This window comes from Acidimicrobiales bacterium (assembly GCA_035540975.1).
In the GTDB taxonomy this organism is placed as follows: Bacteria; Actinomycetota; Acidimicrobiia; order Acidimicrobiales.
Genome location: DATLFN010000146.1, coordinates 27,718 through 53,495 on the forward strand (window position 1 = coordinate 27,718; position 25,778 = coordinate 53,495).

The following is a 25,778-nucleotide window of genomic DNA, read 5'->3' on the forward strand; positions in this document are numbered from 1 at the left end:
CGGCACGGGCGACGTTCGGCAACGACGAAGAGCCGTGGCCGACCCCTGGTGATACATGGACATCCGCAGACGACGTCCCGCCCGTTTTGGGAATCGGGGTGACGGGGCGCAGTTCCCTTCAGGTCACCTGGTGGTACCGCTGGCGCGTGACGGCAACGTTCGTCGGTTCTCGCCGTGCGCCCGCCGGCCCAGAGGCGAACAGCGCGACGAGGGTGGGAATCTCCTTGCTGCCCTTGGTCCGCCGGAAGCTGCGCTCGGCTTCGCCGAGCGGTCCGAGGGCTGTCGAGCCGGGGCCGGTGCGGCAAGCGACACGCCGGGCGTCGACCGCGTCAGCACTCTCTTGTGCTACACGCCGACCGCACATGGCACATCTCCCGAACACCGTCATCGCCGGCCCCGAGCCGACAAATTCGAGGTTTGCTGGTCGTCTTGAGGCTCGCAGAGGGCCAGGACGATGTCAAGGGGATCGTCATCTATACCTCCTTTGCGTCCCTCGACCGAGTAGGCCGATTCGCAGTGGCATCGCGTTGCTCGCGGTCGCAGCGGCGACCCTGTGGTCAGCGAGCGGCGTCGGCCGTGGTCGGGGTGCCGATCCGGCGAGGCGCGGCACGGGCCAAGTCGAGCTCGATGCCCTTGGCGCTGATGCGCCCGGCGAGTCGCACCGGAGCGGTCCCGGGCCGGTCCACCTCGGAGATGGAGAAGCTGGTCACCGCCCGTTCGACCGTCGCCCGGCCGGTGTAGACGGCCTCGCCGTCGGCGCGCACGACGTCGAGGTGCACGCCGCCGGCATCGGGCCGCGCCAGGACGGCGTACTGCGTCGCCGCCCGGAGACCGACCGGGTAGCGCAGCGCCAGCAGCGCGGCGATCCACGGCCTGTCGGCGAGCCTGGTCAGCGCCCGGAACGTCGGCCCCAGCTCGTCGTTGAGGAACACCGTCCACTCGTTGCGCCCGCACCGCAGTGCCAGGCCCCGTTCCGCCGGCGAGATGCCGTACGTGGGGCCGTGCAACCGGGCCCGCTCGTCGCTCGTCTCCTGCGGTGACATCTCGGTCAGCGAGAGGTCGGTCGTGCGCGAGCGCGCCGTGAGCCGGGTCCGCCCGGGCGGCGGCTCGGGCAGGAACGGCCCGTCGGGCAGCCCGTGGCGGTGCGCCACCAGCGACTGCGCGAAGTCGAGCTGGCGGCGTGCGTGGGCGTCACGGGCCTGGACCTTGGCGAGCTCGCGCGCGACCTCGGGGCCCCCGAAGAGGCCGAGGGCCTTGAACGCCGCCTGCTGGACCCGCGGATCGCCGTCGCGCACGATGCTGAGGAGCAGGCGCTGGGCCTCGGGCGACGCCACGTGGCCGAGCCCCTCGGCCGCCGCCCGCCGGTGGGCGGCGGGGCGGGCGGCGTCGCCCGACACCTCCTCCAGCAGCGGCATGGCGGTCTCCGGCCGCCCCGCGGCGAGGGCGACGATCGCCCGGGGGACGCTCACCGGCTCGTCGAACTCCCCGCCGCGGGCGACCTCGAGCAGCTGGGCGGCCTGGGCGGGCGTGAGCCGGCCGAGGGGAGGACGGCGCAGCCGGTCGGTGGCGACCAGCGCAGCGACCTTCGGGGTCAGTCTCGGTCGGCCGCGGCTAGGCATGTCCACTCCTCAGCACGGCCCGTGCACGGAGCAGTGGCCACGCATCGTCGTGCCCTCGGCGGCGGAGATGGCGGTGCTGTTGCTGTTGATGGAGCCGATGCCGTCGCCGTCGGAGTCGTCGCCCATCATGTTGGCAGTCGAGTTGGTGTGGCTCAGCCCGAGGTAGTGGCCGACCTCGTGTCCGAGCAGCACGCCGGTGAACCGGCGGGAGCCCGAGAGCTCGAGGACGGCGCCCGTGCGACCGTCCTTCGAGTCCTTGTCGCACGGTCCCTGCACGTTGGACCACCCGCCGGCGTCGCCGATGCTCTGCACCCAGAACACGTCGATGCCGCCGTTCGGGCCGTTCCAGTCGTCGGTCAGGTCCTCCGCCTCCGAGCCGTCGCTGATGTTGACGTAGCCACCGGCGTCGGCGGACGGGATGCGCTGCCAGTTGAGCCGGCGCACGCCCACGTCGACCTGGGCGTACAGGTCACGGGTGACCTGGATGCAGTACTGCACCTTGGTCACGTCGTCGACGCTGACGGACCCCGAGAAGTCGTTCTCGTGGCCGACGAGGATGATGACGAGGTCGGTGGCGTCGCCGGAGATGGTCTCGAGATGGCGGCGCAGCGACCGCGTGGTCGGCTGGCCGCTGCCGGGCAGGGTGTCGTTGCCGCCGAGGGTGCCGAAGACCGACCCGTCGGTGTCGCGGAAGATGTAGCCGTACACGTCGCTGTTGACCGACAGGTCGCCGGTCCTGCCCAAGCAGCTCTGGGCGATCTGGCGGACGCTGAGCGTGGCCATCGTCGGGCTACTGCAGGGTGAGCACGACGGGGATGAGCCCTCGACCGCTCTCCAGTGGACCGAGCGCCTTGCCCATGATCGCCCCGGCGGCGGCGGCGGGATCCTGGACCCGCATGGCGTGGCCGGCGACGTCGGAGCTGGTGAGGAGGTCGCCGGCGGCGATGGCGCCGTGCGCGGCGTCGGCCTTGCAGTACACCCGGCCGACCATGGCGACCGGCACGCGGGGCTCACCGGGAACGGGCGGTGCCCCGGGGCGGCTGGCCAGGCGAAGGGCGGGCCGCAGGCCCCCGGCGCCGGAGGCGACGCCGATGACGCGCCGGTCGCGAGCCGTGTGGGACACCTCGACCTCGTCGGGGCCCACCGCCACGAGGACCGAGCCGGCTTCGATCTCGGTGGTGGCCGCGAACTCCTCGGCCAGGTCGGCGCCCATCAACCGGATGTCCCCGGAGTTGCCGTCGAGGTGGATGGTGTCGGTGCCGGCGGAGTTGCGCACGATCACGTCGCCCTCGTTGCCGCTGGCACCGACGTACAGCGCGGCGTTGCTGCCGTTGAGGTGGATGACGTTGCGGCCGTCGCCGTCGCGGACGAACAGGTCGCCCTCGTTGCCGTCGGCGCCGAGGTACGCCGCCGCCGTGGCGCCGTCCATGGTGAACACGTCCCGGCCGCCGCTGTCCCGGACCCGGACGTCGCCCTCGTTGCCGTTGGCCCCGATGTAGAGGGCGGCGCTGTGGCCGTCGAGGTGGAAGACCTGCCGCCCTCCGCTGTCGCGGACGAACAGGTCGCCCTCGTTGCCGCTGGCGCCGAGGTAGAGGGCGGCGTTGTTGCCGTCCATGTGCATGACGTCGCTGCCCCGGCCGTCGCGGACGATGATGTCGCCCTCGTTGCCCTCGGTGCCGACGTACAGCGCCGCACTGCCGCCGTCGGCGTGGATGACCTCACGGCCGCCCGTGTCGACGACGATGACGTCGCCCTCGTTGCCGCTGGCGCCGGCGTAGATGGCGGCGTTGGCGCTCCGCAGCCGGATCACGGCCCGCCCGGCGGAGTCGTTGACGCTGACGTCGCCGTCGTTGCCGAAGGTGCCGACGTTGACCGTCGCGCTGGCGGCATGAGCGGTGACGACCGGCTGCCCCGTGGCGTCGTTCACGACGAGGTCGCCCGCCTCGCCGCCGCCGCCCAGCATGACCGTGGCGTCGCTGGCGCGCAGCACGATCGCCTCGCCGGCGCTGCTGAGCACACGCACGATCCCCGGTACCGCCGCCGCCCCGACCGACAGCTGGGCCGCCGAGCCGGCGAAGTCGAGGATGGCGTGCAGCGCGCCGAGGAACTCCCGTCGCACCACCAGGTTGCCGTCCTGGTCGAGGCGCGCCACCTCGTCCCCGTTGGCGTCGACGAGGCGGAGGTCGTGCGCCTCGATGACGACGTCGCTGTTGAAGTTGGGCATCGTCCCCTCCCGCGGCCTTGCGCCCCAACGCCCCCGTCCCAGGTCGCCCGGAGGAGGGGGATCCCGCCGGTGAGTGTACGCAGATCGGGCGGGACGCGCCTGAGGCGGACCGTGCTCGGCGACTGCCGGCACGGTCCGCCTGGGAGCGGTGCCCCTCGGGTCAGAAGCGCCCGTGGGCCTGGTGGTTGCCCCGGTCCAGATGGCCGGTCGACTGCGCCAGGTTGCAGTCGCCGCTGATGGAGATCTTCAGCAGGTCACCCGAGCCCGGCTCCCCGTCATCGGTGAGCGTGTACGTCGCCGTCGCACTGCCGCCGTTGTTGCAGCGGCCCGTCGCCGAGCCCACCAGGGTGTCGAAGCCGGCCGTCGGGTTGCCGGGGTCGAGCTTGCGGTTGTCGCTGCACGAGGCCGAGATCACCGACTCGAGGTGGAAGCTCTGACCCGGGCCCCAGTTCACCTGGAGGTTGTTCGGCCCGTTGGAGGGGGTGCACTCGAGGCGGAAGCCGTGGGTCACCGCGCCGGCGGCGGGGGTTATGCGCCCGCCCCCGGTCATCCAGCCCTTGGCCGGCGACGGCGGCGGCGGGGGCGGGGGCGGCCCCGTGGTCGTGGTGCACGGGTTGCCGTGGTAGTCGGCGATCGACTCGGCGACGATGACGTTCCCGAGCAGGCGGCTCTCCAGCCACAGCGCCCGCTGGGTAAGCACGCCGTACCCGGGACCGGTGGAGACGCTCTGGTGGTTGAGGTGGAGCGTCAGCGCCTCCCGCAGCAGGACGTCGAGGTCCGCGTCCAGCACGAGCCCCTTGAACAACGCCTTGACCTCGAGCGACGCCTGCACGGTGGCGTAGAGCGACACGTGCTCGTGACCGGGGACCAGCTCGACGACGAGCCCGTTCACACGGAGGCCGACGACCTGCGAGTGCCCGTCGAGGTACGGGGTGGCCGAGGTGGAGCACTTCGCCTTGGCGTTGGAGGTCAGGACCGCGACCTCGATGCGGTTGCCCAGCACGGCGATGTCGAGCCGGGCGACGCCCGCCTCGGCCGTCGCCTTGCGGGCGAGCGCCGGGGACACCTTGAAGTCCTCGAGCAGTTGCGTGCCGCCGTAGAGCACCTTGAGATCGGCGCGGAGAAGCGGCGTCGTCAGCAGGTGCCGGTCGTACAGGTTGGCCGACACGTTGAGCTTGGCGAGGATGCCGGCGAAGTCCGTCTGGCACGGGTCCTGGGCGGCGTTGGCCGTGAACAGCTCGGCGTCGACGCCGTCGAGGAGGCCGGCACCCTCCAGGCGGGCCAGCGCGGCGCGGCAGCTGAACGTGCCGTTCGGGGTGCCCACCGTGGTGGTGCCGCCGCCGCCCGTTCCCGGCTTCTTGGCCCCGGCCGGGCCGGCCGCGAGCACCGAGCCCAGTGCCGCCAACGCGACGGTGGCCGCCAGCAGACGCCTGCTCCTCGTCCTTGCCATGGTCATTCCTCCTCGCGGCGAGACGAGGCGCGAGAAGTAGCGGGCCGGAACCCCGATCCATCCCCCACGACCAGCCGCCGAATCGCTGAACGCCGTAGCGCTCTCCAGGCTTGCAAGAGCGCCGCCGCCCCGAGTGTGGAGACGGTGACTAGTCATGTCAAGGAGCACTTCGACGCTGGTGTCGGGAGTTGTCGGGGCCGGCGGAGTTGGGCCGCCGGGCCGGCACGGGGGCGCCGCCCCGGGCAAGAGGTTCTGTAGGCCAGAAGGAAAAACCCTCCGCTTTACAGTAGCCTCTGGGGTGTGGCGCCTTCGCCGTTCCCGTACCACGGCCCCCTCGAGCCGGCCCAGGTCCAGGGCCGCGACGAACTTGTCAGCGACCTGATCGAGCGGGTCGGGAGCCGCCGGGTGACCGCCCTCCTCGGCCCCCGGCGCTACGGGAAGACGAGCGTCCTGCGCCGGGTGGCCGCCGAGCTGACCGGGACGACGACGGTGTGGGTCGACCTGTACGAGGTGACGTCCATGCCCGATGTGGCGGTGCGCTTCGACGACGCCCTGGCCGCCACCACCGGGCGGTTCGCGAGGGCCGCCCGCCACGTGTCGGCCGGGCTGGCCCTCAACCTCGGCGCCGTCAAGGTCGAGCTCACCGGCCCGGCCCGCAGCCGGCCCGACGCCGACCTCACCTTCCACCGCCTGCTGGACGTCCTGGTGGCGACCGCGGCCGAGGAGCCCACGCTCCTCGTGGTCGACGAGTTCTCCTCGATCGCCCGGGTGAAAGGCGCGGCGGGCGCCCTGCGGACCGCCGTGCAGCACCACTACCGGGAGCTGGGCATCGTCTTCGCCGGCTCGCACCCCTCGATGATGCGGACGCTGTTCACGTCGCGGGCCGAGCCCTTCTACGGCCAGGCCGACCTGGTGGAGATCGGCGCCCTGGACGCCGCGGCCGTGTCCGGGATCGTGGGCTCGGGGTTCGCGGCCACCGGGCGCGACGCCGGCCATGTCGCAGGCCTCATCGCCTCGTTCACCGCCGGGCACCCCCAGCGGACGATGCAGCTGGCCGACGCCTGCTGGCGCCACACACCGCCCGGCGGCACCGCCGGCCCGACGACGTGGAGCGCGGCCCTCGACGAGGTGCGCCGGTCCACCGCCGAGGGCATGGAGCGGCTGTACTCGGGGTTCGAGCGGGGCGAGCGATCGGTGCTGCGGGCCGTGGCGCGGGGCGGCAGCATCTACGGCGCCGAGGCGGGGCTGCTCGAGCTCTCGACGGGCACGGCCACCCACGCCCGGCGGGCCCTTCTCGACAGCGGCGACCTGGTGGACACCGACGCCGGCCTGCGCGTGGTCGACCCCCTCCTGGCCGACTGGTTGCGGGAGCGCTTCCCGATCTGAGGCGCGGCCTGCGTGACGGGCGCTTCAGCCGGCGAGCGCCGTCCGTCGCCGCTCGAGGAACGAGCGCTCGGCGGCGTTGGTCGCCAGCGAGATCGCCGCGGCGTAGGCCTCGTCCGCTGAGGCGTCGCGGCCGAGCCGGCGCAGCAGGTCGGCCCGGGTGGCGTGGAAGAGGTGGTAGCGGGCGAGGTCGCCGCCGAGCTCGTCGACGGCGGCCAGCGCGGCGGCCGGCCCGTCGGCCTCGGCCGCCGCCACCGCCCGGTTCAGCGCCACCACGGGCGTGGGCGCCAGCGCCAGGAGCTGGTCGTAGAGCGCCACGATCTGGCACCAGTCCGTGTCCGCGGCGACGGCGGCGTCGCAGTGCACGGCGGCGACGGCGGCCTGGACCTGGTACGGGCCGGGCTGGTTGCGCCGCAGGCAGGCCCGCACCAGCGCGTGCCCCTCGGCGATCAGCTCGCGGTCCCAGAGCGACCGGTCCTGGTCGGCGAGGAGGACCAGCGACCCGTCGGGCGCCGTGCGGGCGGGGCGGCGGGCGTCGGTCAGCAGGAGCAGGCCGAGCAGGCCCGCGACCTCGGGCTCGTCGGGCATGAGCGAGGCGAGCAGGCGGGCCAGTCGGACGGCCTCGTCGCACAGCTCGCGGCGGACGAGGTCGTCGCCCGCTGCCGCCGCGTACCCCTCGTTGAACACCAGGTAGACGACGGCGAGCACGGAGTGCAGGCGGTCGGGCAGCTCGGCCTGTCGGGGCACGCGGTAGGGGATCCGGGCGGCGGCGATCTTGCGCTTGGCCCGGACCAGGCGCTGGGCCATGGTCGCCTCGGGGACCAGGAAGGCGCGGGCGATCTCGGGGGTCTCGAGGCCGCCGAGCAGGCGCAGCGTGAGGGCCACTCGCGCCGCGGGGGCCAGTGCCGGGTGGCAACAGGTGAAGATGAGCCGGAGCCGGTCGTCGGTCACCGGTCCCACCTCGAGTAGCGGTTCCCGCTCGGCGTGCAGCAGTGCGGCCTGGGCATGGCGGTCGGGGCGCGACGACTCGCGCCGGAGCCGGTCGATGGCGCGGTTGCGAGCAGTGGCCGTGATCCACGCCCCCGGGTTGGGGGGCAGGCCGGACCTCGGCCACCGCTCCACCGCCACCGCGAACGCCTCCTGGACCGCCTCCTCGGCGATGTCGATGTCGCCGAAGAGGCGGACCAGGGTGGCGACGGCGCGGCCCGACTCCCGCCGGAAGACCTCGCCGACGGCCGACGTCTCGACCTCGGGCACCGGCGCGGCTACCCGGCGTCGTCCTGGAAGGGCCGGACCTCGACGGGGGCCAGGCAGGCGACGGTGCACCTGCGGGCCCACTCCAGGGCGGCGTCGAGGTCGGGCAGGTCGAGGACCCAGAACCCGCCCAGCTGTTCCTTCGTCTCGGCGAAGGGGCCGTCGGTGGTGACGACCTCGCCGCCGCGCACCCGCACGGTGGTGGCGGTGCTCGAGGGGTGGAGGCCCCCCGCGAACACCCAGGCGCCGGCGTCCTTGAGCTGCTGGTTGATGGCGTCCACGTCCTTGTACGCCTTCTCCATGACCTCCGGCGGCGGCGGCTCGGCGCTCTCGTCGATGTGCACGGAAAGCAGGTACTGCGTCATCTCGATCTCCCCTCTCGACGGCCGGCCCCGTGCCGGTCCCTCACCACCACGACGAACGGGCACCGCCCCGATCGACATCCGGCGAGGATTTCCTCCCGCGTTCCTACCAGGACGTCTGGTGGAATGCGGCCGTGCGAGCCGTCGTCCAGCGGGTCACCTCGGCCCGGGTGCGGGTCGGCGGGGCGGTGGTCGGCCGGATCGGGCCCGGTCTGTGCGTGCTGGTCGGCGTCACCCACGACGACACGGCGGCGGCGGCCGCACGGATGGCGGCCAAGCTGGCTGCGGTCCGGTTGTTCGGCGACGACGCCGGCGGGATGAACCGGTCGGTCGTCGAGGTGGGTGGCTCGGTCCTGGTCGTGAGCCAGTTCACCCTCTACGGGGAGGCCGGGCGGGGCCGGCGTCCCTCCTGGTCGGCGGCGGCACCCGGACCGGTGGCCGAGCCGCTGGTGGACGCGGTCGTCGACGGGCTCCGGGCGGTCGGCCTGCACGTGGAGACGGGCGTGTTCGGGGCGGCCATGGAGGTGGAGCTGGTCAACGACGGCCCGGTGACCCTGATCGTGGAGATCTGACGGCGCCTCGTCGCCGACGGGCCTGTGCCAACGTGGCGGATAGCCTTCGACCGCCTGGCCCCGCCGGGGCGGGCCATGGAGATCTCGTCCGGGGACCAGCGGGTGGTCGTCACCGAGTCGGGCGCGACGCTGCGGTGCTACGAGGTGGGTGGGCGGGCGGTGGTGGAGCCGTTCGACCGGCCGGAGGCGCCCGTCGTCGGGTGCCAGGGAGAGGTCCTGGCACCGTGGCCCAACCGGGTGGCCGACGGCCGCTGGACGTGGCGGGGCGACACCCGGCAGCTGTCGCTCACCGAGCCCGAACGCGGGCACGCGCTCCACGGCCTGGTGCGGTCGCTCACGTGGAGCGTCGTCGAGCACCACGCCGACCGCCTGGCGCTGGAGGTCCTCCTGCTGGCGCACCCGGGCTGGCCGTTCCCGATCCTCGCCTCCATGCGGTACGCCCTCGATGCCGACGGCCTGTCGTGCGCGTTGACGGCCACCAACATCGGCCGGGAGCCGTGCCCCTACGGCGCCGCCTTCCACCCCTACCTGGCGCTGTCCGGCGGAGGGGTGGACGACGCCGTCCTCCACCTCGAGGCGGCGACGTGGCTGGAGACCGACGACCGGCTGATCCCGGTCGCCCGCCGGCCGACGAGAGGCACGCCGTTCGACTTCGTCGACGACGCGCCGGTGGGCTCCCGGCGCGCCGACACCGCCTTCACCGACCTCGGCCGCGGTGGGGGTGGGCGGGTGGAGGCGACGGTGAAGGGGCGCGACGGGAGGACGGCGGTGGTCTGGGGGGACGAGTCGGTGCGGTGGTGGCAGGTGTTCACGGGCGACGCCCTGCCCGAGTGGTGGAGGCGCACGACGCTCGCCCTCGAGCCGATGACGTGCGCTCCCGACGCGCTGAACTCGGGCGACGGCCTGGTCGTCCTGGACCCGGGCGAGCGTCACACGACGGCCTGGGGCCTCGCCCTGCGCTGACCGGGGGGGGCGAGCGGCACGGCGGCGCTCGCCCCCTCCCTCGAACCCGAGGAACCCCTGAGGCGGACGCGGGAGCGGCCGGGCCCGCCGGCCCGGCCGCTCGCCGAGGGATGCCCTACTGCGTGCGGATCACGGGTCGCAGACGACGAGCAGCAGCGGCACGTCGACCGAGGTGCCGGCGGGCAGCAGGTGCAGCGCGTCGGTGTCGACCTTGTGGGGGAGGCCGTGGTGGTCGACCCCGGAGACCGAAACGAAGATCCGGCCGGAGCTCACCGAGGCACCGACGAACACGTTGCCCCTGACGACCGGGCACAGCACGTCGTGGGTGTCGACGCTGGCGTTCACCACGACGGCGGCATCCACGCCGATGTCGACGCAGACCTTGACCGCGGCCTTGGCGAAGGCGCTCACGTCGATCGTGTGGGTCTTGCCGCCGAGGGTGACCTTCACGGTCGGCGTGGTGGCGCCGATTACGTACACCGTCTTGCAGACCGTCCTGGTGTCCACCGAGGCGGTCCCCAGGACCTTGGCCACGGTGGTACCACCGGGCAGGTACAGCGTCGCCGCCGTCGGCCCGGCGCCGAGCCCGAGGAGGCTCACGCCCAGTGCGGTGGCGGCGAGCAGCCGCCGCCTCGTCTTCTGTCCCGCCATGTTGCTCCTTTCGAGGACCCGTGCGCGCGCACATGGGTCGTTCCGGTACGGACGGGCCCGTTGCATTGGCGCGAGGCGAGTCGACGTCGCGAGCGGCTTTTGCCGCACGCCCTCCCCGGTCTCGCGTTGCTGGTCCGCCGTACGTGTTCCGCCAGTTGCCGCGAACGGTACCGTTCGCCCAGCCGGCGCGCAATACGTGTTCGCGACATCTTCTGCGTGTCGGCGGAGCAGAGGGGGATTTGCTTCTCGGGGGCGCCCCTCACCCTGGTGGGTTCGGACCTTTCGGCGCGATGGAGGGGCTGTTTTCAGGGAAATGGCGACCGGATGCCCTTCCGCGAAGCGAGGACGCTGGGCCGCCCCCGCTACGCTCGCCCGCCAGTGAGCGAGCGGGTGTCCGGTTGACCCTGGGGTTCCGCCGCCATCGCGGTCGCCCGGCCGACCCGCGGTGGACCAACGTGCTGCGAGCGGTGGCCCTCCTGTCCGGCGTGCTGGCCGTGGGCACGGGTGGTTACCTCGCCCTCGGCCTGTCGCCCCTGGACGCCCTCTACCAGTCCGTCACGACCGTGCTGACGGTGGGGTTCCGGGAAGTGGGCGAGCCGACGGCGGCGTTCCGCTGGTTCACCATCGTGCTCCTCCTGGTCGGGGTCGGCACGGTGCTCTACGCCCTGGGGGTGCTGTTCGAGGCGCTGGTCGAGGGACGGATCTCGGAGCAGTTCGAAAGGAGACGGATGGAACGTGAGCTGGCCGAGCTCCGAGACCACGTCGTGGTGTGCGGCTGGGGGCGGGTGGGGCAGGCGATCGGCGCGGCGCTCGCCCGAGGAGACGGGACCCCCGTCGTGGTGATCGAGCGGGACGCCGTCCTGGCCGGCGCCGTGCCCCGGTTGTTCGTCGACGGCGACGCGACCGACGACGGGGTGCTGCGCCGAGCCGGCGTCGACCGCTGCCGGGCGCTGGTCGTCGCCCTGCCGGAGGACGCCGACAACGTCTACGTCACCCTGTCCGCCCGGCGGGTGCGGCCCGACCTGTTCATCGTGGCGAGGGCGCACACCGAGGCGGCGGAGCCCCTGCTCATGCAGGCGGGCGCCAACCGGGTGGTGAACCCGCAGGCCCTGGGAGGCTCGCGCATGGCGGCGTTGGTGGAGCAGCCCCACGTGGCGGACTTCCTCGACGTCGCCATGCACAACGCCGGCCTCGAGTTCCGCCTGGCCGAGCTCTCGGTGGCGGCCCACTCGCCGGTCGTCGGCCAGTCGCTGCGGGACTCGCACCTGCGTGACGCCACGGGTGCCCTCGTGCTGGCGCTGCGAAGCGCCGACGGCGAGTTCCGGACCAACCCCGACCCGTCCGACGTCATGGCCGCCGGCGAGGTGCTCATCGCCATCGGCACCGAGACGCAGCTGGCCGCCCTGCGGCGCATCGTCGAGGGCGGTCGGTAGGCCGGTCGCTTCAGACCGGCCTGGCGCCCGACGCCACCTTGACGGCGACCGGGATCGCGTACCCGTCGCCGTCGGCGTAGCAGGCGACGAGGCGGTCGAACTCCGCCCGCACCCGCGTACGCACCTCCTCGGGTTGGCCGAGCACGGTCGCCCGGGTCCGCACCGTTCCCTCGAGCACGCCGTGCCACAGGTCGTCGGGGCTCGGCACCCGGTGCGCGAACGAGTGCGTGGCGACGGACACCTCGGTGAAGCCCGCCCCGGCCAGCAGCGCCGTGAACTCGGCGTCGTCGGAGAAGCGGAAGAACGGCGGGCCGTCGGGGACGCCAGGCGGCGGCGAGGCGCCGGCTGCGGACACGGCTTCGGCGAAGAGGCCCGGAAGGCGCCCACGCTCGGGGGAATCCCAGGCGGACAGCGCGGTGTGCCCACCCGGGACGACCACGCGGAACAACTCGCCCGCCGCGTCCTCCGGGCGGCCCAGGTGGAGGACGACGAAGTTGGCGACGGCGGCATCGAACGACCCGTCCGGGAAGGGGAGGTCGTGGGCGTCGGCCCGGCGGAACTCGACCGCGGGATGCGAGCGGCGGGCCAGGGCCAGCATCTGCTCGGCGAGATCGACGCCGACGACCGTGGCGCCGCGAGCGACGGCGGCACCGGCGACGACTCCCGGCCCGGAGCCCACGTCGAGCAGGCGATGGCCGGCACCGACCCGGGCGGCGTCGAGCAGGGCGCCGGCCACCTGCCCGGTGACCGGCGAGAAGAAGCGGTGGTACGCGTGCGCCCGCTCCTCCCACCCGGCCGCCTCGAAGGCGTCGAAGTCGCTCACCCGGGGAGTCTGGCACTCGCCTTCGTCGGTGGAAGAGTGGGCGCATGGCGTTCCGGCGACACGTGCGATCTGGGCGGTCCGTGGCCGGGCCGGTGGACGTCGGGGATCGCGCCCCGGAGATCGACCTGCCCGACTCCGTCGGCGACCGGTGGCGGTTGTCCGACCACCGGGGTGCCGCCGTGGTGCTGCTGTTCCACCGCCACCTCGCCTGACTCCCGTGCCAGGAGCACGCCGTCGCCGTGCGCGACCGGCTCGACGAGCTGGAGGGGGCGACCGTCGCCCTGGTCACGTTCACGCTCCAGCGCAACCTCCGGGGCTACCGTGGGCGCCTGGCCCTGCCGTACGTCGTCCTGGCCGACGAACAGCGGGTGGCCTATCGCGCCTACGGGCTCGGCCGGGGGCCGTGGTGGCGCGTCTGGGGCCCGGCGACGTGGCGGGCCTACCTGCGGCTGCTCCGCCGGGGGCAGCGGGCGCGGCGCCCGGTGGAGGACACGCTGCAGCTCGGCGGCGACTTCGTGGTCGACGCCGAGGGGTGCGTCGCCTACGCCCACCGATCGACGGGACCGGCCGACCGGCCGCCCGTCGACGTCCTCGTCGCCACCGTTCGGGCCCTTCGCCGGGATTGACGCGCTCCGCCCCCGTCTGTTCCCGAGCAGCGGTTCCCCGTACACTGACCGGTCGTGGCGGACACGCGGGAAACCCTCCAGTCCTCGATCGCGGGCGCGAACGCCCTGTCACGTTGGGCGCGGCGGATCGGCGCGGCGGCCGTGGCCGGCGTCGTGGGCGTCGCCCTGTACGGCCCGGCGCCGGTGCAGGCGCAGCTCCCCGAGCTGCTCCCGAGCTCGTCGAGCACCGCCCCGCCGTCGACGGCGTCGCCGGACTCGACACTGCTGCCGCCCCTCGAGCAGCTGGCCCCCCCGTCCACCGCACCCGGGACGGAGACGACGGCGCTGCTCCCCCTGCCCACCGCCGCCCCCGGCTCGCCCGGGCCGACCCTCCTGCCGGCGCCGAAGACGACCCGCACCACGACCTTCAACACGCTCCCGGTCCCGCCCCGCACTCGGAGCCGGGTCACCACCACCACGCTCCAGCGCTCGATCGCCGCGTCGACGCCGCCAGTCGTCGAGGACGTGGAGGGTGGGGACCGGGAGGGCGGCTTCGAGGGGACCCTGCCGTTCACAGCCGAGGACGAGCAGATCCAGGCGGCCGGGCTGCACACCGAGCTCGGCGGCGGTGAGGGCGGCTCGCAGGACCCCGTCACGCTGATGGCGTCGATCGCGGCGGGGCTGATCGCCCTGGTGCTCCTCGGCGTCGTCGGCTGGCTCCAGGCCCAGGTCCGGGGACGCCCGCACCTCTGGTAGCGGGCCGGTTGTAGCCTCGGCCCATCGCGGCACGCTGACGGCGCACGGGCTCGTAGCTCAGTGGTCAGAGCAGGGGACTCATAATCCCTCGGTCGCTGGTTCGATCCCAGCCGGGCCCACCGGAAAACGCAGGTCAGGGCGCTATCCGGTGTTGCCGCTTCGGCCGAGCTACCCTCGAACCCAACAGCAGCCCAACAAGTGTTGGAGGGTGCGGTGGCCGGGAGCCTGCGGGAGAAGAGCCCGGGAGTGTGGGAGCTTCGGGTCTACCTGGGCCGCGATGCGGCCGGCAAGGTGCGACACAAGCACGCCCGCTTCCGCGGCGGGAAACGCCAGGCCGAACGGGAGCTGGCCCGCCTGGTCGCCGAGTTGGACGCCGGCGACGGCGACATTCGTCCCGGACTGGGGGCCGGAGACGACGATCAACGACGCCGTCGTCGGCTGGCAGCGGAACGGGTGGGACGACCTCAGCCCGAGCACGGTCCGGCGGTACCGCAGCATCTGGAAGGTCCACGTCAAGGACGACATCGGCCGCCGCAAGATCCGGGCGCTCGGCCCGTACGACGTGGAGTGCTACCTGCGAAAGCTCAAGCGGGCGGGCCAGAGCGAGTCGAGCGTCCACCAGATCCGTGCCATCCTCCACCGAGCCTGCCGCCTCGCCCGCAAGTGGAGCGGCAACCGCCTCCCGAACCCGGTGGCCGACACCGACCTGCCGGAGTGGGCGCTCCCGGAGAAGGCCGAGCATGTGCGGGCGCCGGAGCTCGGCGAGGTCCGGGCCGTGCTCGCCGCCGCTCGTGGCTACGACCGGCGCGTGGCCGCCTTCATCCGCGTGGTCGCCGCCTCGGGAGCCCGACGTGGCGAAGTGTGCGCGCTGCGGTGGTCCGACGTCGACTGGGACCGGTTTTCGGTGCGGATCGACGAGGCCGTCGTCGCCGACGACGGTGGGGTCATTGTGAAGAGCCCTAAGAACCGGTCCAGCGTGCGGGTGGTGGCGCTCGACGCGGCCACCCTTGACGAGCTGCGCGAGCTCAGGGACGAACGCGGCGTGGTGGCCGAGGCGTGCGGAGTGGAGGTGGTGGCCGAGGGCTTCGTCTTCTCCACTGAGCCCTCGGGCGAGGCCCCTCCCAACCCCGACAGCTTCACCCATGCGTTCACCCGTTGCCGCGACCTGGCCGGCGTCGCCTCGGACGTTCACCTCCACTCGCTCCGTCACTTCCAGTCGACCAGGCTCGACACGGTCATCTCCGAGGCCCAGAAGCAGGCGCGGATGGGTTGGGCCAGCGTGCACATGTCCCGCCACTACACCGATGCCATCACCGAGGAGGACCGCCGAGCCGCCGAGCACATCGGCGAGGCGCTGGGTGAGTCAGCGGACGGTGGTGAACCGCTCCGGCGCTCGGCGGTCCGCTTCCGGCCGTAGCGGGCTCCGGGTTGTCGTCTGCTCCACCATGGAGGTCACCGGCGATGAGCCGCTCGAGCGAGCGCCGAGCGATCCGGTAGCGGCCGTTGATGGTGAACACGGGCACGGGGACGTCATCCCGCTCGATGGCCCGGTAGAGCGCCGAGCGGCTCTGGCCGAGGATGTCAGCCGCCTCCTCGACGCTCACGAGCGGTGCGTTGTGCTTGTCCCTGGAGATCGGCATGTTCCATCCTTCGTGTTGTCTCGTGCGTCCGGACACGGCGGCTTGGCGTGGTGGCGCTGTCGTCCGTCGGTGTCCCGGTATCCACGTGCTGGATGCCAGTCGAAAGCGCGACGGGCGTCGTTGACACGCGCGAGCGCTCAGCGCCGTTGTCGCTTTGCGATAACGGCAAGTCTGTGTCGGGTCGGTTGTTGACGCGGGGTGGTTCGTCGACGACGCGGGGGATCTCTGTTCGTACGGTGGTGGATCATGACCAGATGGACGATCGAGATCGACGAGCAGGTGGCTGAACGGGTCGTGCAAGCCGCGGCCGAGCAGGGTGTCGCGCCCGAGCGATCTCACCGGCGAGGTGCTCGCCCGGCAGTTCCGGGCCCGCCGCCGGCGGCTCACCTTTGCCGGCGTGGACGCCTCCGGTTCCCGCCGCGGAGCTGCCCATGCCGATGGGATGCTGACTGAAGGATTCGGGCGCGGCTGAGTTGCTCGTCGTCGACACCGGCCTGCTTGTGGCCGCGCCGATCGGGACCAAACACGACACGAGCTGCTTCTCGGCCTCGTTGCCATCGCCGGACGGCTGGACGCCAGTCCGCCTCCGACGATCCCAGCCTGACTTGCGACCACACACTTCGATGCCTTCGACCTGCTCCCGTGTCGACGACGGTTGCGGCGACATCAGCAAGTCCGGCGCTGAGCGGCACAGCAGCTTGCGGCGTGTGGCCGAATTCGGCTCGACGCGTTCCAGTTTGCCAATCAGCGCCGGGCAGTGAGCGGTTCGGGCCTCGGCACGGTCCTCAGAGCACCACCAGTACCGACCGGTAGCTCTCGGCACGCTGGGCGGCGAGCAGGGGCGATCTCGGATGGTCGACGGCCAGGTCGGAGCGCTGAGTGTTACCGGGCGGTCGCACCGCAGGAGCTCGCATGAGTATGGGTCGCAAGAAATGCCGGAAAGCCGACGAGCGGGCCAGGCGGAAGAGAGCGGCCTGCCGAGAGGGGTTTCGTCCGCAGGGGTTCCCGGGGCAGCCGACGCCGGCTGCCCCTTCGACGCGGGATAACGCTCGTCGTGAGCGCGCTGACTTATCTCCACCGTACGAAGTCCGGACTATTTCGAGCTCATCGCCGTGAAGGGGTAGTATGCTGGATTAGCCAGGTTGACGTGTGAGCGTCGGCACGAACCGCACACCTTGGTCGGTGAGCTACCCCGGACCCGGTGGCGCAAGTCTCGAAATGGAAGAGGAGCGCCATTCATGCCCAGGTGGTTCGTAGCCGTTCGGCCCCCATGCAGAGTGATCCGGTGGTCTCCCGCAGCGAATGAGAGAGCGGGAGCACGGCTGCGTCATTCCCATGTCACCGACAGCGCAGCGCTCGGAGGCGGTGAGATCGTTCCCATCCGTATGCTCGCCGGGGCCGGCGCCCCGGTCGCTCTCAGGTTCACCGCGATCCTCCTTCGGGAGGCAGCGTGAGTGCACCACGGGTGGCCCTGGCCCATGACTTCCTCACCCAGCGCGGGGGAGCCGAGCGGGTGTTCCTGGCCATGGCCCGTGCCTTCCCGGAGAGCCCCATCCTGACCACGCTGTACGAGCCGTCGGCCACCTACCCCGAGTTCGCCGACCACGAGGTGCGCACCAGCCCGCTCCAGCGGGTGCGCCCCCTCCGGCGCCACTTCCGGGCCGGCCTGCCGCTGTACCCGTGGGCGGTGCGCCGGCTGGGCCCTGTGGACGCCGACGTGTTGGTGTCGTCGAGCACCTCGTTCGCCCACGGGATGCGCTCCCAGGGCTGTCACATCGGGTACCTCTACAGCCCACCCCACTGGCTGTGGGACACGGCCCGCTACGTCGGCGCGTCCAGATCGGCCGTCCTCGCCAAGCGTCTGCTCGGGCGCATGCGGACACTCGACCTGGCGGCGGCCGCCACCCCGCACCTGTTCGTCACCTGTTCGGCCAACGCCGCGGGCAAGATCTACGACACCTACGGCCGCTGGGCCGAGGTGCTGCCCCCGCCGGTTCGCCGGCGGCCGGCGGTGGCCGAACAGGGCGACTTCTTCCTCGTCGTGTCCCGGCTGCTCCCTTCCAAGGGCATCGACGCGGCTATCGGGGCCGCCGGGCTGCTCGGGGCCCGGCTGGTGGTCGTCGGCCGGGGGCCCGACAGTGGGCGGCTGCACGCGCTGGCCGGGTCGGGCGTCGAGTTCCGGGAGCGGGTCGTCGACGCCGAGCTCGACGACCTGTACGCCCGTTGCGTAGCCCTGGTCATGCCGGGCGACGAGGACCTTGGCCTGGTGCCCATCGAGGCCAACTCGGCCGGCCGGCCGGCCGTCTGCCTGGCCCGCGGCGGCGCCCTCGAGACCGTGGTCCCGGGCGAGACGGGCCTGTTGGTGGACACCGCCGACGCCGGCACCCTGGCCGAGGCCCTGGCCGCTGCCGCCGGGCGGGCGTGGGACGCCGACGCCCTGCAGCGCCACGCCGACGGCTGGTCCGAGGAGGCCTTCGCTCGGAAGCTCCGCCTGCTCGTGGAGCACTTTCCGGGCTGGTGCCGCCGCTGCGGCGGCGAGGGGCTCGGGCCCTACCCCATGCAGGCCGTCCTCGACCGCTATGGCGACGCGGCCGGCGCCCAAGAGACGGCGGAGGCACATTGATGCGGCCGGCGCTCTTCGTGGCGGCCGGCGTCCTCGGCGGCGTCATCAGCGCGCTGGCCAGCGTCGAGTTGGGGCCGATCGCCGTTGTTGCCGGTGCCGCCTTGGTGGCGGTGGTAGCCGCCACGAGGGACCGCCCGGCCGCCACCGCCCTGCTCCTGCCGCTGTGCCTACTGCCGTACGCGCTCAACGCCGGGGGCCTGCTGGTGAGCCTGAGCGACGGGCTACTCCTCGTGGTCGGCGCCGTCCTCCTGGTGGACTGGGCCGTCGGCCGCCAGCCCGGCCCGCTACTGGGGCCTTTGGCGGTTCCGGCCGTGGGGTTCGTGGTGTGGACGGCGGCGTCGGCGGCGTGGGCCGCCGATCCCGGGCGGGTCCTGGTGGAGACTTCCCAGCGGGCCGCCCTGGTGCTGCTGGGCGTCGCCGTCGTCCATGCGATGCCGGCCGACGGCCGGGCGGTGCGCCGGGCCGTGGTGGGACTCGTCGCCGGGTCCGCTGCGCTCGGAGCGGCCACCACTATCACCGGCGCCATCCAGGGGCGGTGGTTCGCCGTCTACGCGCTCGGGATGCACAAGAACTGGATCGGCTTCGTCCTGTCGTTCGGGCTCGTCGCCGTGGTTGCCATGGCACTGACGGACCACCGCCGCCCACGGGGCCTGATGGCCGCCGCCGCCGTGTCGATCGCCTCCGGCCTGGTGCTCTCCGGGTCGCGCGGCGCGTGGGTCGGGACCCTCGCCGCTCTGGCACTGCTCGCCGCATTGAACCGTCCCTCGCTGGCGTGGCCGGCCGGTTCGGTGGCGGCCGTGGCCGTGGCCCTGGTGCTGGTCGCCGTGCCCGGCAACGTGTTCTCGGGCGTCCACGAACCCGACCCCGACACCAGCGCCGGCACCCGGGTGCTCACCTGGTCGAGCGGACTGGCCACAATCCGCCGCCAGCCGGCGCTCGGAGTGGGCGCCGGCAATTTCCTGGCCGTCGTGAAGGGCCGGGGGAGCCAGGGCGACCCCAACAACCTGCTCCTCCTCACCTGGGCCGAGACGGGCGTGTTCGGCGTCGTACTGCTGGGCGGCATAGTGGTGGGCACCTTGAGGCTGGCGACACGGAACTCGGGCCGGTGGGCCGCGGGTGGGCAGGCCCATCTCGCCAGCCTGGCCGGAGCGGGCATCTTCGTGGCCGCGCTCGCCCATGCCCAGTTCGACATCTTCTGGACCCGGGGGGTCGCGCTGGCCACGTTCATGGGCGCTGGCCTGGTGCTGTGGGCCCATCGCCACGGTGACGCCACCTCTTCCCCCCGTCCACCCCGACTCACGATGACGAGCGCCCCATGATCACGTCTGCCGCCACCCAGCCGTCCTCGCTGGCCCAGTACCTGCGCTTCCTCTGGCGCCGCAAGCTTGCCCTGCTCGTACCCGTCGCCGTCGCCGTGAGCGTGGCCAGCGCCGTCACCCAGCGCCAGACGCCCGTGTACCAGTCGTCCACCGACCTGCTGTTCTCGGCCAGAACGACCGGCGGGGAGGACGCCGCCAGCGGGGTCGGCGTGCGCACCGAGGCGCGTATCGCCACCAGCCCGGCCGTGCTGGCCGAGGCGGCCCGGGCCGTGGGTGGCGGCGCCACCGGCCCGTCCCTGGCCGGTGCGGTGCGCGCTGGCCAGGTGGAGGACCTGGGCGTGCTGCGCATCACCGCCAGGGACGGGTCCCCCGGCCGGGCCCGGCGCCTGGCCGCCGCCGTTGCCACCGCCTATCTTGACATCGGCCGCCAGCGGGCCGAGGAGGACGTGTCCCGCCAGACGGCGGCCGTCACCGCCCGCCTCGGCGAGTTGACCGGCGACCTCGACCGCCTGGTGGGGGAGCTGGCCGCCGCCGAGGCGGCCGGTCAGGACGCCGAGGCCGAGGCACTGCGGTCGCGGCGGGACCTGGTCATCGGCGACCAGGCCGTGCAGAAGGCCCGCCTGCACGAGCTGCGCCTCACCGCGGCCAGCCCCGCCTGGGAGACCTCGATCCTCGTCCCCGCCGGTGTGCCCGGCTCGCCGGTGTCACCGCGCCCGGCGCGCGCCGCGGCGATCGCCGGCCTGGTGGGCCTGCTCGCCGGCTTCGGCCTGGCCCTGGCCCGGGAGCACCTCGTCGCCCACGTCCGCACGGCAGGCGAGGTGGAGGGCGCCCTGCGCTCCCCGGTCCTTGCTGTCGTGCCGCGATTGGGCGGCCGCAGGGCCCGCCGCGACCCGTTGGCGGTGCTCGACCGGCCCGACTCCCAGGTGGCCGAGGCGTACCGGATCGTGCGATCCAACCTGGCGGTCGCCGGGGTGGGCGAGGACCAGCGGGTGCTGCTGGTGACCAGCGCCCTGGCCGGCGAGGGGAAGTCGACGGTCGCCGTCAACCTGGCCATCGCCTTCGCCGAGAGCGGTGTCGACACCATGCTCGTCGACGCCGACCTGCGCCGCCCCCGCCTGCACCGGATGCTGGGCCTGCCCAACGAGCGGGGCCTGACCACCGTGCTCGACCAGCGCCTCCACCCCGCTGAGGTCGCCGGGGTGGTGGACACCGCCCATCTGAGCGGCTCCCTGGGCTGCCTCACGGCCGGGCCCTCCCAAGCTCAGCCGACCAGCACGCTGTCCGGGCCGGCGATGGAGGCTGCCCTGGGGTCGCTGCGCCAGAGCCACCTGGTGATCGTCGACAGCCCTCCCGTCCTGCCCCTTGCCGATGCAGGAGTGTTGAGCACCCGAGCCGATGCGATCGTCGTCGTGGTGCGCCCCGAGATGGTGAGCACCGGCCTGCTCGACGAGCTGCGGGCCCGCCTGGCCCAGGCCGGCGCCACCGTGGTGGGCGTGGTCGTCAACGCCGCCGACCCCGGCACCTTCGAGGCCTCCGGCACCTATGGCTACGGCTACGGCTACGGCGAGGCGCGTGGGCGCCATTCCGTACGTGAGGATGAGCGCTCCCGGTTCTTCCGCACGACCAGGAACGCCGGCTGAGTGGGGGAGCGGCGCGCTGACCCCCGTCATGAGCGCCGCCTCCGGGTCCTGCGCATCTACCACAGCGCGGTGGTCACGGGCTGGCGGGAGCGCGACCGCGAGCTGCGCCGCCGGGGGGTGGAGCTGCACGTCGTCAGCCCGCGCCGCTGGAACGAGGGTGGGAGGGACGTGACGCTCGACGTGAGCGACGACGACTTCGTCGTTCCCGTCGGGACGATGGGCCGGCACCCTTTCCGCTTCCTCTACGACCCGAGGCCTCTGCGACGCCTGCTCCGCCAGACGGCCTTCGACGTGATCGACGTGCACGAGGAACCGGCCAGCCTGGCCGTGGCCGAGCTCCGGCTCCTCCGCCGCCGCTACCGCCGGTCCGCCTCCCTGCTCTTGTACTCGGCCGAGAACATCCACAAGCGCTACCCGTTCCCCTTCCGCTGGTTCGAGCGCCGGGCGCTGGCCGAGGCGGACGCCGTGTACGTGGCCAACCAGGAGGCCGGCCACGTCCTGCGGCGAAAGGGCTTCCGCGGGATCGTCCGCCACCTCGGGCTGGGGGTCGACGTCGACCGGTTCGCGCCGGCCGCGGTCGCGCCACCCGCCGATGAGGGGGCCGGGATCGTGGTGGGGTACGTGGGACGCCTCGACCACCGAAAGGGGGTCCAGGTGATCCTGGACGCGGTGTCGACCGAGCCTTCGATGGCACTCGAGGTAGTGGGCGACGGGCCCTACCGCCCGGCCCTCGAAGCTCGCGCAGGTCAGCTCGGCCTGTCGGCCCGCGTCCGGTTCTCGGGCTTCGCCTCCAACGCCGTTCTGGCGGGCATCTACCCACGGTTCGACGTGGTCGTCATCCCGTCGCTCCCCACGACGGACTGGACGGAGCAGTTCTGCCGGGTGGCCGTCGAGGCAATGGCGTCGGGGGTCCCTGTCGTGGCGTCGCGTTCGGGCGCGCTGCCCGAGGTGGTGGGCGACGGCGGGCTGATCGTCCCTCCCGGCGACCCGGCTGCCCTCCGGGCGGCCCTCCGCTCCCTCGCCGCCGATCCTTTTCTGCGCAACAACCTGGCCGAACGGGCCCGGGCCCGGGCCCAGCAGTACTCCTGGGCGGCCGTCGCCGAGGACCACCGCCAGCTCTACCGCGAGGTGGTGGCATGAGCGTCGGGATGAGGGTCGACGTCGTCGTGGTCACCCACCAGTCGGCCGTGCTGCTCCCTCGCTGCCTCGACGCCCTGCCGCCGTCTGTCGAGGTGGTGGTGGTCGACAACGCCTCCACCGACGCCAGCGCGGAGGTGGCCGCTTCCCAGGGAGCCACGGTGATCCGCAACACCGCGAACCTCGGCTTCGCCCGGGCCGCCAACCAGGGCGCGGCCCGTGGAGACGGCGAGCTGATCCTGTTCCTCAACCCCGACGCCAGCATCGTGGCCCGGGATCTGGAGGAGCTCATCGAGCACCTCGGGGCCGCTCCCGCCCGGGCCGTCGTGGGGCCCCGGCTGGTGGCGCCCGATGGGCGGGAGCAGCGGGCGTGGTGGCCCTTCCCGTCGGCACCGAGGGCGTGGGCGGAGGCGCTGGGCCTGCTGCGGCTGGGGGGCGGCCGGCTGGACCGGCACCGCGAGGGCTTCGTGGTCGGCGCCTGCCTCCTCGTCCGCCGGGACGTCTTCGAGCAGCTCGGCGGCTTCGACGAGCGCTTCTGGCTCTACGGCGAGGAGGCCGACCTGTGCCGGCGGGTGCGCGATGCCGGCTGGGAGGTGGCCCTCGTGGCCGGTGCCGTGGCCGAGCACGTGGGGGGCGCCAGCGGCGAGGCGGCGCCCGAGCTCGTCTTCGAGCACTTTTGCCGGGGCACCGAGCACTTCGTGGCCAAGCACTCTGGCGCCCCCGCCCTCGTCGGCTACCGCCTGGCCCTGCTCACCGGCTCGCTCCTGCGCCTGGTTGCCCTCCTGGCCGCCGGCAGGTGGGGGGCGCCCGTGAAGCGGGAACGGGCGCGGATCGTCGCCCGCCTGGCCCGCGTGCTGTCCCGCCACCCCACCCGGGTCCACCGCGACACGGCAGGATCCCGATCGCCGGGCCCGCCCGGTTCCGAGCTGGTGGTGTGCTCGCTCGAGGCCTGGGACGAAACCTGGCGGCGGAACCAGTTTCTGGTCCGGGAGCTGCTGGCGCGGGATCCCGGCCTGCGGGTGCTGTTCGTGGAACCGGCCCACGATGTCGCCGCTCATCTGCTCCATGGCAGGTGGCCCCGAGCCGGCGGACCGCGGCTGCGACGGGTGGACGACGCCGGCCGGGTGCTGGCCCTGCGGCCGGTGAAGGTCCTGCCCCGGGCGCTCGGCCCCTTCGCCGACCGGTCCCTTCGCCGCCAGGTCCGCAGTGCAGCCCGACGCCTGGGCCTCGCCACGCCCACGCTGTGGGTGAACGACTCGACCTACGCCTCCCTGGGCCGGGAGACCGGCTGGCCCAGCCTCTACGACGTCACCGACGACTGGTTGCTGGAGGAGGTCGGGCCCCGGGAGCGCCGACGACGGGAGCACGACGAGCGCCAGCTCCTGTCCGAGGCCGGCGTGGTGGTGGTCTGCTCACCCGCCCTGCGCGAATCGAGGGGCGCGATCCGCGAGGTGGTGCTGGTGCCCAACGCCGTGGACGTGGAGCGGTTCCGGTCGCCTCGGCCCCGGCCCGCCGACCTGCCCGCCGGGCGGACCGCCGTGTACGTGGGCAGCCTCCACGATCAGCGCCTCGACGTGTCCCTGGTGGAGCAGCTCGCCGCCGAACTGGCCGACCTGCAGGTGGTGCTGGTCGGCCCCAACGCCATGACCGCCGGTTCCACCGCCCAGCTGGCGGCGGTCCCGAACGTCCATCTGCTCGGCGCCCGTCCGCACGACGCCGTCCCCGCCTACCTGCAGCACGCCGACGTGGTCATCGTTCCCCACCTGGTCACGCCCTTCACCGAGAGCCTCGACCCGATCAAGGCCTACGAGTGCCTGGCCATTGGGACGCCCACCGTCGCCACCCCGCTGGTCGCCTTCGGCGACCTGGGGGAGCCGGTGCGCACCAGCCCGGCCGAGACGTTCGCCGCCGAGGTCCGGCGTGCCCTCGAAGACCCGCCTTCGGGCTTGCCCGCAACCGACGTCCCGACGTGGGACCAGCGCGCCGGCGCCTTCGCCGTTGCTCTGGAGCAGGCCCGCAGAGCCCGCCACGACCGGCAGCCGTCGCGCCGGCGCGTCGTCTACCTCGACCACTGCGCCCAGCTGTCCGGCGGGGAGCTGGCGCTGCTGCGCCTGCTGCTGGCCTTGGAGGGGGTGGAGGCGCACGTCATCCTGGCCCAGGACGGACCGCTGGTGGCCAGGTTGCGCGCCGCCGCCGTCAGCGTGGAGGTGCTCCCCATGGCGGAGAGGGCCCGCTCGCTTCCCCGCCGCCTGGTCCGGCCGGGCGCCGTGCCCCTCCTGAGCCTGTGGGACACCGCCGCCTACGTCCTCGCCGTACGAGCCCGCCTGCGACAGCTCCGTCCCGACCTCGTGCACACCAACTCCCTCAAGGCCGCGCTGTACGGGAGCATGGCCGCCCGCTTGGCCGGCATACCGGTCGTGTGCCACGTCCGTGACCGGATCGCCGACGACTACCTCCCGGGCACCGCCGCCCGGGTGGTACGCGTCGTCCTGCGGGTGGCACCCAACATGGTGATCGCCAACTCCCGGGCCACGCTGGCTGCCCTCGGCGCCCGCCGCCGGCCCGGCGTGGTGGTGCCGAGCCCCGTGATGGTGAACCGTGCGCCCTCCCGCTCCCTGAACGGGCACCGCCCGACCCGGGCCCTTCGCGTCGGGATGGTCGGGCGGTTGGCGCGCTGGAAGGGCCAGCACCTCTTCCTGGACGCGTTCGCCCGTGCCTTCCCCGGCGGTGAGCATCGCGCGGTGCTCATCGGCGCGCCGCTGTTCGGCGAGGATTCGTACGAGGAGGAGCTCCGCACGGCGGTCGATCACCTGGGCATCGGCGGGAGGGTCGAGTTCACCGGGTTCGTCGACGACGTGCCCGCCGAGCTGGCCCGCCTCGACCTGCTGGTGCACGCCTCCGTCCTGCCCGAGCCGTTCGGCCTGGTGGTGGTGGAGGGCATGGCCGCCGGGCTGCCCGTCGTGGCCGCCGCCGCCGGCGGGCCGCTCGAGGTCGTGACCGACGGGGTGGACGGGAGGCTGTTCGCGCCGGGCGACGTCGCCGCCCTGGCCGCGGCCCTGGCCGAGCTGGCGGCGGACCCCCGGCTAAGGGCCCGCCTGGGCTCGGCGGCCAGGGTCACGGCGGCGGCCTTCTCGCCCGAGCGCGTGGCCGCCGCGACATCGGCCGCCTACGACGACCTGCTCAGTGCCCCGAGGCGCGCCGGCGCCGGCACTCGCCACAGCCATTCCGTCTCGCAGCCGCATCTCGGGAAGGTGGCGAGCTGGTGAGCCTGGCGCGGCGGCGCCGGAGAGTCATTGGGCGGGTGCGCGCCCGTGTGTGGGCGAT

General features: G+C 73.4%; 21 protein-coding genes and 1 tRNA gene. 14 read left to right on the forward strand and 8 right to left on the reverse strand.

Going from position 1 to position 25,778, the window contains the following annotated elements; all coding sequences use genetic code 11:
• Positions 1–557: 557 nt before the first annotated feature.
• The 4 genes from VM242_14660 to VM242_14675 form a co-directional block, all read right to left on the reverse strand.
• Positions 558–1,619 carry a HEAT repeat domain-containing protein gene (locus tag VM242_14660; GenBank protein HVM06406.1) on the reverse strand — a complete coding sequence of 354 codons (1,062 nt, stop codon included), beginning with the start codon at positions 1,617–1,619 and terminating at the stop codon, positions 558–560.
• Positions 1,620–1,628: 9 nt separating this feature from the next.
• The gene (locus VM242_14665) at positions 1,629–2,402 is read right to left on the reverse strand and encodes a hypothetical protein (protein HVM06407.1); all 774 of its coding nucleotides are present in this window, start codon (positions 2,400–2,402) and stop codon (positions 1,629–1,631) included.
• A 7-nt stretch (positions 2,403–2,409) separates the two neighbouring features.
• On the reverse strand, positions 2,410–3,843 hold the full coding sequence (locus tag VM242_14670; protein HVM06408.1) for a hypothetical protein: 1,434 nt from the start codon (positions 3,841–3,843) through the stop codon (positions 2,410–2,412).
• Positions 3,844–4,003: 160 nt separating this feature from the next.
• Positions 4,004–5,293 (reverse strand): hypothetical protein, encoded by a 1,290-nt coding sequence (locus VM242_14675; GenBank protein ID HVM06409.1) that lies wholly within the window; start codon positions 5,291–5,293, stop codon positions 4,004–4,006.
• A 300-nt stretch (positions 5,294–5,593) separates the two neighbouring features.
• Here VM242_14675 and VM242_14680 point away from each other — a divergent pair, with 300 nt between their 5' ends.
• Positions 5,594–6,679 carry an ATP-binding protein gene (locus VM242_14680; protein ID HVM06410.1) on the forward strand — a complete coding sequence of 362 codons (1,086 nt, stop codon included), beginning with the start codon at positions 5,594–5,596 and terminating at the stop codon, positions 6,677–6,679.
• Positions 6,680–6,703: 24 nt separating this feature from the next.
• Here the strand turns inward: VM242_14680 and VM242_14685 are convergent, their stop codons facing one another.
• Both VM242_14685 and VM242_14690 read right to left on the reverse strand, forming a co-directional pair.
• Complete coding sequence (locus VM242_14685) at positions 6,704–7,933, reverse strand: RNA polymerase sigma factor (GenBank protein ID HVM06411.1); 1,230 nt, start codon at positions 7,931–7,933, stop codon at positions 6,704–6,706.
• A gap of 8 nt (positions 7,934–7,941) precedes the next feature.
• Complete coding sequence (locus VM242_14690; GenBank protein ID HVM06412.1) at positions 7,942–8,295, reverse strand: YciI family protein; 354 nt, start codon at positions 8,293–8,295, stop codon at positions 7,942–7,944.
• A gap of 131 nt (positions 8,296–8,426) precedes the next feature.
• Between VM242_14690 and dtd the strand changes: the two genes are divergently transcribed.
• Together dtd and VM242_14700 are read left to right on the forward strand one after the other, a co-directional pair.
• Positions 8,427–8,864: a D-aminoacyl-tRNA deacylase gene (gene dtd, locus VM242_14695; GenBank protein ID HVM06413.1), complete on the forward strand. Its 438-nt coding sequence runs from the start codon at positions 8,427–8,429 to the stop codon at positions 8,862–8,864.
• 75 nt (positions 8,865–8,939) lie between these two features.
• Positions 8,940–9,827 carry an aldose 1-epimerase family protein gene (locus VM242_14700; GenBank protein ID HVM06414.1) on the forward strand — a complete coding sequence of 296 codons (888 nt, stop codon included), beginning with the start codon at positions 8,940–8,942 and terminating at the stop codon, positions 9,825–9,827.
• Between the two features lie 129 nt (positions 9,828–9,956).
• Here the strand turns inward: VM242_14700 and VM242_14705 are convergent, their stop codons facing one another.
• Positions 9,957–10,478, reverse strand: a complete 522-nt coding sequence (locus VM242_14705) for a hypothetical protein (protein HVM06415.1) — start codon at positions 10,476–10,478, stop codon at positions 9,957–9,959.
• 398 nt (positions 10,479–10,876) lie between these two features.
• On the opposite strand from VM242_14705, the gene VM242_14710 reads away from it, so the two are divergent.
• Entirely contained in the window at positions 10,877–11,911 is a 1,035-nt protein-coding gene (locus VM242_14710) for a potassium channel protein (protein ID HVM06416.1), read from the forward strand.
• 10 nt (positions 11,912–11,921) lie between these two features.
• Here VM242_14710 and VM242_14715 read toward each other — a convergent pair whose 3' ends face one another.
• Positions 11,922–12,734, reverse strand: coding sequence for a class I SAM-dependent methyltransferase (locus VM242_14715; protein HVM06417.1), 813 nt, complete (start codon positions 12,732–12,734; stop codon positions 11,922–11,924).
• A gap of 44 nt (positions 12,735–12,778) precedes the next feature.
• On the opposite strand from VM242_14715, the gene VM242_14720 reads away from it, so the two are divergent.
• From VM242_14720 to VM242_14765, 10 genes are all read left to right on the forward strand, one after another.
• Positions 12,779–12,946, forward strand: a complete 168-nt coding sequence (locus tag VM242_14720) for a hypothetical protein (GenBank protein ID HVM06418.1) — start codon at positions 12,779–12,781, stop codon at positions 12,944–12,946.
• A gap of 27 nt (positions 12,947–12,973) precedes the next feature.
• Positions 12,974–13,360, forward strand: coding sequence for an AhpC/TSA family protein (locus VM242_14725; GenBank protein ID HVM06419.1), 387 nt, complete (start codon positions 12,974–12,976; stop codon positions 13,358–13,360).
• 54 nt (positions 13,361–13,414) lie between these two features.
• On the forward strand, positions 13,415–14,095 hold the full coding sequence (locus tag VM242_14730; GenBank protein HVM06420.1) for a hypothetical protein: 681 nt from the start codon (positions 13,415–13,417) through the stop codon (positions 14,093–14,095).
• A 46-nt stretch (positions 14,096–14,141) separates the two neighbouring features.
• Positions 14,142–14,214, forward strand: a tRNA-Ile gene (locus VM242_14735).
• A 158-nt stretch (positions 14,215–14,372) separates the two neighbouring features.
• The gene (locus VM242_14740) at positions 14,373–15,512 is read left to right on the forward strand and encodes a site-specific integrase (GenBank protein ID HVM06421.1); all 1,140 of its coding nucleotides are present in this window, start codon (positions 14,373–14,375) and stop codon (positions 15,510–15,512) included.
• A 1,673-nt stretch (positions 15,513–17,185) separates the two neighbouring features.
• Positions 17,186–18,358 carry a glycosyltransferase gene (locus VM242_14745; GenBank protein HVM06422.1) on the forward strand — a complete coding sequence of 391 codons (1,173 nt, stop codon included), beginning with the start codon at positions 17,186–17,188 and terminating at the stop codon, positions 18,356–18,358.
• Positions 18,358–19,677, forward strand: a complete 1,320-nt coding sequence (locus tag VM242_14750; protein ID HVM06423.1) for an O-antigen ligase family protein — start codon at positions 18,358–18,360, stop codon at positions 19,675–19,677. Before VM242_14745 ends, VM242_14750 begins: the two co-directional genes overlap by 1 nt.
• Positions 19,674–21,317, forward strand: coding sequence for a polysaccharide biosynthesis tyrosine autokinase (locus tag VM242_14755; protein ID HVM06424.1), 1,644 nt, complete (start codon positions 19,674–19,676; stop codon positions 21,315–21,317). The genes VM242_14750 and VM242_14755 overlap by 4 nt, the downstream gene beginning before the upstream one ends.
• The gene (locus VM242_14760; protein HVM06425.1) at positions 21,318–22,457 is read left to right on the forward strand and encodes a glycosyltransferase family 4 protein; all 1,140 of its coding nucleotides are present in this window, start codon (positions 21,318–21,320) and stop codon (positions 22,455–22,457) included.
• A complete protein-coding gene (locus VM242_14765) occupies positions 22,454–25,720 on the forward strand; it encodes a glycosyltransferase (GenBank protein HVM06426.1) in 3,267 nt (1,088 codons plus the stop codon). The genes VM242_14760 and VM242_14765 overlap by 4 nt, the downstream gene beginning before the upstream one ends.
• The last annotated feature ends 58 nt before the right edge of the window (positions 25,721–25,778 follow it).

What these genes read in the sequence shown, in the direction of transcription:
- VM242_14750 (HVM06423.1), top strand. Translation starts at nt 18,358, where the DNA reads ATGCGGCCGGCGCTCTTCGTGGCGGCCGGCGTCCTCGGCGGCGTCATC.
- VM242_14720 (HVM06418.1), top strand. Translation starts at nt 12,779, where the DNA reads ATGGCGTTCCGGCGACACGTGCGATCTGGGCGGTCCGTGGCCGGGCCG.
- VM242_14690 (HVM06412.1), bottom strand. Translation starts at nt 8,295, where the DNA reads ATGACGCAGTACCTGCTTTCCGTGCACATCGACGAGAGCGCCGAGCCG.
- VM242_14705 (HVM06415.1), bottom strand. Translation starts at nt 10,478, where the DNA reads ATGGCGGGACAGAAGACGAGGCGGCGGCTGCTCGCCGCCACCGCACTG.
- VM242_14700 (HVM06414.1), top strand. Translation starts at nt 8,940, where the DNA reads ATGGAGATCTCGTCCGGGGACCAGCGGGTGGTCGTCACCGAGTCGGGC.
- VM242_14755 (HVM06424.1), top strand. Translation starts at nt 19,674, where the DNA reads ATGATCACGTCTGCCGCCACCCAGCCGTCCTCGCTGGCCCAGTACCTG.
- VM242_14675 (HVM06409.1), bottom strand. Translation starts at nt 5,293, where the DNA reads ATGGCAAGGACGAGGAGCAGGCGTCTGCTGGCGGCCACCGTCGCGTTG.
- VM242_14665 (HVM06407.1), bottom strand. Translation starts at nt 2,402, where the DNA reads ATGGCCACGCTCAGCGTCCGCCAGATCGCCCAGAGCTGCTTGGGCAGG.
- VM242_14670 (HVM06408.1), bottom strand. Translation starts at nt 3,843, where the DNA reads ATGCCCAACTTCAACAGCGACGTCGTCATCGAGGCGCACGACCTCCGC.
- VM242_14740 (HVM06421.1), top strand. Translation starts at nt 14,373, where the DNA reads ATGCGGCCGGCAAGGTGCGACACAAGCACGCCCGCTTCCGCGGCGGGA.
- VM242_14765 (HVM06426.1), top strand. Translation starts at nt 22,454, where the DNA reads ATGAGCGTCGGGATGAGGGTCGACGTCGTCGTGGTCACCCACCAGTCG.
- VM242_14660 (HVM06406.1), bottom strand. Translation starts at nt 1,619, where the DNA reads ATGCCTAGCCGCGGCCGACCGAGACTGACCCCGAAGGTCGCTGCGCTG.